The organism is Halobacterium bonnevillei (assembly GCF_009831555.1).
GTDB lineage: Archaea > Halobacteriota > Halobacteria > Halobacteriales > Halobacteriaceae > Halobacterium > Halobacterium bonnevillei.
Map to the genome: position 1 here is coordinate 1 of NZ_WUUU01000177.1, position 5,790 is coordinate 5,790.

3 protein-coding genes and 3 pseudogenes are annotated in these 5,790 nt (G+C 70.1%); 3 read left to right on the forward strand and 3 right to left on the reverse strand.

The genetic code is table 11. From position 1 onward, the window contains the following. Positions 1-321, reverse strand: a pseudogene (locus tag GRX66_RS15615) (MFS transporter); the annotation flags it as partial. 214 nt (positions 322-535) lie between these two features. Here GRX66_RS15615 and GRX66_RS15620 point away from each other — a divergent pair. The 3 genes and pseudogenes from GRX66_RS15620 (at position 536) to GRX66_RS15630 (ending at position 4,557) form a co-directional block, all read left to right on the forward strand. After that, on the forward strand, positions 536-1,891 hold the full coding sequence (locus GRX66_RS15620; protein WP_159527366.1) for an O-acetylhomoserine aminocarboxypropyltransferase/cysteine synthase family protein: 1,356 nt from the start codon (positions 536-538) through the stop codon (positions 1,889-1,891). Between the two features lie 46 nt (positions 1,892-1,937). Further along, a pseudogene (metX, locus tag GRX66_RS15625) lies at positions 1,938-3,166 on the forward strand (homoserine O-acetyltransferase MetX). 102 nt (positions 3,167-3,268) lie between these two features. Then, positions 3,269-4,557: pseudogene (locus tag GRX66_RS15630) on the forward strand (O-acetylhomoserine aminocarboxypropyltransferase/cysteine synthase family protein). A gap of 28 nt (positions 4,558-4,585) precedes the next feature. Here GRX66_RS15630 and GRX66_RS15635 read toward each other — a convergent pair. Together GRX66_RS15635 and GRX66_RS15640 are read right to left on the reverse strand one after the other, a co-directional pair. Further along, positions 4,586-5,122 carry a DUF7344 domain-containing protein gene (locus tag GRX66_RS15635; protein WP_201293061.1) on the reverse strand — a complete coding sequence of 179 codons (537 nt, stop codon included), beginning with the start codon at positions 5,120-5,122 and terminating at the stop codon, positions 4,586-4,588. Between the two features lie 352 nt (positions 5,123-5,474). Then, on the reverse strand, positions 5,475-5,790 hold a 316-nt coding region (locus tag GRX66_RS15640), incomplete at its 5' end, for an HAD family hydrolase (protein ID WP_159527367.1).

The window sequence follows — 5,790 nt, forward strand, 5'->3', positions numbered from 1 at the left end:
GCCCTGTGCGACACGGAGCGCGAGCACGACGCCGAAGGAGGCATCGAGGAGAGCGAGTGCGGCGTATCCGGCGCTGCCCGCGAGTGCGCCAGCGACGATGAACGGGACGCGGGCGCCGGCGCGGTCGCTGGCGACGCCCCAGACGCCGGCGAACGCGACGAACGCGCCGAACTCGGCGGCGAGGAACCACCGGCTGGCGGTCTCGGCGTCGGTCGCACCGAACGACGCGACGACGTCGGCGGCGCCGGGGTAGAGGAGGACTTGCGCGAACAGCACGGTGAAGACGACGCTCGCGAGCGCGCCCCGTTCCCGCCTGACCATACCAGGCGTATATGGGCCGCCGACAAGAACGCGCCGGAACGCGATGATGCTGACGGGACGGCGTCGCCGTCCTGTCGAACACCGCCGACATCCTGTAGACGCGACCACCTCGAAAATCCGGCGTTGCAGCGGGTGTGATGGGGGTCTGGGGCGTGCGGGCAAGCGTTGCCGTAACTGGCACGCATATTCTTCGAGAGTTCTATTACCTATATACATGACTGACGCGAGCGGCGGGCGACACACCCGCAGTGTCCACGCGGGCCAGGTCCCCGACGAGACAGGGGCGCGCGCCCCACCACTCTACCAGACCACGTCGTACGTCTTCCCGGACGCCGAGGACGCCGCCGAGCGGTACGCACTCGACTCCGAGGACGACGTCTACTCGCGCATCTCCAACCCCACCGTCTCGACGCTCGAGGACCGCCTCGCCAACCTCGAGGGCGGCGTCGGGGCCGTCGCGACGAACGCCGGGATGGGCGCCATCGACGGCATCACAACCGTCCTCGCCGAGACCGGACGGAACGTCGTCGCCGGCGAGGACATGTACGGCGGCACCGCGTCGTACTTCTCGCACATCGCCGGCAAGCGCGGTATCGAGACCCGGACCGTCGACGCCCTCGACCCGGACGCAGTCGCCGACGCCATCGACGAGGACACCGCGTTCGTCCACGTCGAGACCATCGCGAACCCCTCGCTGGTGACGCCGGACTTCGAGGCTGTCGCCGACGTCGCTCACGACAACGCCGTTCCGCTGGTCGTGGACAACACGTTCGCGACGCCGCACCTCTGCCGCCCCATCGAGCACGGCGCGGACGTCGTCTGGGAGTCCACCACGAAGTGGCTGCACGGCGCCGGCACCACGCTGGGCGGTGTGGTCGTCGACGGCGGCACGTTCCCCTGGGACCACCCGGACGCCGACTTCCCGGAACTCTCCGGCGAGAACCCCGCGTACGGGTTCGACTTCACCGAGCGGTTCGGGGACCGCGCGTTCGCCGCGGCGGTCCGACAGCGCGCCGTCCGCGCGACCGGCACCGGCCAGACGCCCTTCGACGCCTGGCAGACCCTCCAGGGCGTCGAGACGCTCCCGCTGCGGATGGACCGGCACTGCGCGAACGCCGCCGCGCTCGCGGCGTTCCTCGCCGACCACGACGACGTCGCGTGGGTGTCCTACCCCGGACAGGAAGACCACCCCACGCACGACACCGCCAGCGAGTATCTCGACGCCGGCGGCGAACCGGACGCCCGGAGCGAGTTACCCGCGGGCGTCACCGACGCCGCAGGAGGGCCGGCGGGCGGCTACGGCGGCATGCTGACGTTCGGCCCGACGGGCGGCTTCGACGCGGCGAAGGCCGTCTGCGAGGCGGTCGACCTGGCGTCCTTCGCGGCGAACGTCGGGGACGCGAAGACCCTCGTCATCCACCCCGCGTCCACCACGCACGCACAGCTCTCGGCGGCCGAACAGCGCGCCGCCGGCGTCGACCCGGACATGGTCCGCGTCTCGGTCGGCATCGAGGACACCGCGGACGTGCTCGCGGACTTCGACGCCGCGCTCGCGGAGGCACACGAATGACCGACACAGGAGGACTGAAGGCGCTACACGACGGAGGGACGCGCTAATGCCGACGACGACGTTCGAGGAGTTCGAATTCGAGTCCGGGCAGACCATCGAGGACTTCACCGTCGCCTACGAGACGTACGGCCAGTTCACGGGCGACAACGCGGTCCTCGTCTGCCACGCGCTGACGGGGAGCCAGCACGTCCGCGGGCGCAGCGACGGCCAGGGCCGCGGCTGGTGGCACGACGTCGTCGGGCCCGGGAAGGCCATCGACACGAACGAGTACTACGTCGTCTGCGCGAACGTCCCTGGGTCGTGCTACGGCACGGACGGCCCCGCCAGCGAGGGGCCCGACGGCGAACCCTGGGGAACCGACTTCCCGCCGGTCACAGTCGGCGACTGGACGCGGAGCCAGCGCCGCCTCCTCGACGACCTCGGCGTCGGCCGCCTGCACGCCGTGCTGGGCGGCAGCGTCGGCGGCATGAACGCCCTCGACTGGGCGAGCCGGTACCCCGACGACGCGCGCCGCGTGATTGCCATCGCCGCTGCGCCCCGCCTGGACGCCAGTGTCTCGGCCTGAACGCGGTTGCGCGCCGCGCCATCCGCGGCGACCCGAAGTGGAACGAGGGCGACTACTACGGCGATGGCGTGACGGACGCGAGCGCCGCCAGGGCGGACGAGTCCGTCTGCGGGGACCAGCCCGAACAGGGCCTCGCGCTCGCCCGCCAGATCGGCCACCTGATGTACCTCTCGAAGGACTCCATGGGCCGGAAGTTCGGCCGCCGCACCGCCGGCCGCGAGGCGGGCAGCGACGCGTTCCCCGTCGACGACGCGGGCGCGTTCTTCCCGTACCGCGACGTCGAGTCGTACCTCGACTACCAGGCAGAGAAGTTCAGCGAGCGCTTCGACGCGAACAGCTACCTCTACCTGACGCGCGCGATGGACGACTACGACCTCGCGGAGGGCTACGACTCCGACGCCAGCGCGGTCGGCGCGTTCGCCGGCGAGGCCCTCCTGCTGTCGTTCACGGGGGACTGGCATTTCACGGTCGAACAGAGCGAGGGCTTGGCGGAGGCGTTCCGCGACCGCGACGTCCCCGTCTCCCACCACGTCGTGGAGTCCGACCACGGCCACGACGCGTTCCTCGTGGAACCGGAGTCCGTCGGCCCGCCCATCAAGGACTTCCTCGCGGACGGCGTCGCCGGTCGCGCGGTCACCGACACCGTCGACCACGAGGACGACCGCCGGACGATGTACGCACCCGTCCACAACAGCCTCTTCTCGGGGTAACCGCTCGCCCCGCGCGGATTCGACGCCCGGACCGTGTCACAGAGACCGGCAGGACCTGCAGGGGTCCACGCGGCTTAACCCCCTGGGGGTCCCGATAGACGTATGGCAGACGACTACGGGTTCGAGACGAACAGTGTGCACGCGGGACAGGACGTGACCCGACGACGGGGTCCCGGGCGCCCCCGATCTACCAGACGACCTCCTACGTCTTCGAGGACAGCGACGACGCCGCCGCGCAGTTCGCCCTCGAGAAGCCCGGCTACATCTACTCGCGGCTGATGAATCCGACCGTCGAGGTGCTCCAGGAGCGCCTCGCCGCCCTCGAGGGCGGGGTCGGCGCCGTCGCCACCGCCTCGGGTATGGCGAGCCTCGACCTCGCGACGTTCATCCTCGCGAGCGCGGGCGACAACGTCGTCGCGTCCAGCGACCTCTACGGCGGCACGTACACCTACCTCACGCACAGCGTCGAGCGCCGCGGCGTCTCCACTCGGTTCGTGGACGCCCTGGACTACGACGCCTACGAGGAGGCCATCGACGAGGACACCGCGTACGTGCTCGTCGAGACCATCGGCAACCCGAGTCTCACGACGCCGGACTTCGAGCGCCTCGGCGAGATCACCGACGAGGCCGGCGTCCCACTCATCGTGGACAACACGTTCGCGACGCCGTACCTCTGCAATCCCCTCGAGCACGGCGCGGACGTCGTCTGGCACTCCACCACGAAGTGGATCACCGGCGCGGGCACCACTGTCGGCGGCGCGCTCGTCGACGGCGGCGACTTCCCGTGGCTCGAGCACGCAGACAAGTTCCCGGAAATCGCCACGGAGAACCCCGCCTACCACGGCGTGAACTTCGCCGAGACGTTCGGCGACGCGGCGTTCACGTACGCCGCCATCGCCCGCGGGCTCCGCGACCTCGGGAACCAGCAGTCGCCGTTCGATGCCTGGCAGACCCTCCAGAAGCTCGAGTCGCTGCCGCTGCGCATGGACAAGCACTGCGAGAACGCCCAGCAGGTCGCCGAGTACCTCGCCGACCACCCGGCCGTCTCGTGGGTCACGTACCCCGGCCTCGAGGCCCACCCGACCCACGACACCGCCTCGGAGTACCTGGACGGGGGGTACGGCGGGATGATCACGTTCGGCGTCGAGGGCGGCTACGAGGCCGCCAAACAGACCACGGAGAACACCGACCTCGCCAGCCTGCTGGCGAACGTCGGCGACGCGAAGACGCTCATCATCCACCCAGCGAGCACCACCCACCAGCAGCTCACCGACGAGGAGAAAGAAGCCGCCGGCGTCCACGACGACCTCGTGCGGTTGAGCGTCGGGATCGAGGACCCGGCGGACGTCGTGGCGGACCTCGAAGCGGCCATCGAGGACGCGACGCGCTGAAGCCCGGCCCCCGCCACGAACCAGCGCGTTATTCGCGGAGGCGGTGGACGAGCGAACTCCGCTGCGCGTACGTCTGGTAGGCCGCGGACGCCACGAGGACGGTGAAGACCAGAACGGCCCACGCGGCGGCACCCACGTCGCTGAGCACCGGGACGCCCGTTTCGGCGCCGACCACGAGAAGGACGCCGAGGACGCCCAGGCCCCCGCAGAACTCGCTGTACGAGAGGCCGTACTTCGGGACCACTTCCATGTAGATGCCGACGTCGCTGGCGTGTTCGGCGGGGCGCAGTTCCTTGGAGTTCTCGTCGTAGTCGACGATGCCGAGCTCCTCGAGTTTCGGAATGTGGGTCTGCTGGAGGGAGATGTAGACGCTCTGCCGGACGTTCCGCGGCGGCGGGTCCTCGTCGGCCTCCCGGGCGGCGATGGTCTCCGAGAGGTCGCGGGCGGTCACCGGACCGTCGGCGTCTCCGAGGCGTTCGATGACCATGCGGCGACGGTCGTTCCGGAGGACGTCGTGGATGTCGGCCTCGTCGAGGCCGTCGCCGGTCGGTGAGTCGTCGGGCACTATACGTCCAGTTGCCGGGTTCGCGCAATCAACGTTCCCGTTCCGTTCGCCCGCGAAAACACGGCAGGAAACCGAGTTAATACCCAATTAAGCAAAGGGAGGCGCGTCGTAGGGCGTGACGCCGGGTCGAATCCGCTCAGTGTGCCCTGGCCGCTCGACCCGGAACCCTCCCGCGACCCCACCCGTCGCGGGTTTCTGTCACACGCGATTCACGCGTACTCACGCGTCTCGACACTCTCCCGTCGAACAATTTCCAGACACTCTCGCGGTCGCCGTCACCGACGGCTCATCGCGCTGGACACGGTCCGGACGGGCAGGAAAAGTGCAGCGGCAGGCCGGACGGCGGGCGCGCCTAGTCGAGAACGCCCCGGTCGCGGAACAGCGCTTCCAGTTCCGCCATCGATCCGACGACCGCGTCGCAGTGCTGTTCGATGCCGGGTTTCGGCTGGAAGCCCACGCCGAATCCGGCGGCGTCGAGCATCGGCGCGTCGTTCGCGCCGTCCCCGACCGCCACGCTGTCGGCGACGTCGCAGCCGAAGTCCTCGCAGACCTCGGCGAGCGCGTGGTCTTTCGTCCGCTCGATGAGCGGTCCCTCGACGGCGCCCGTGAGCTCGCCGTCGGCTTCCAGGAGGCTGTTGGCGACCACGCGGTCGACGGAGACGTCGGCC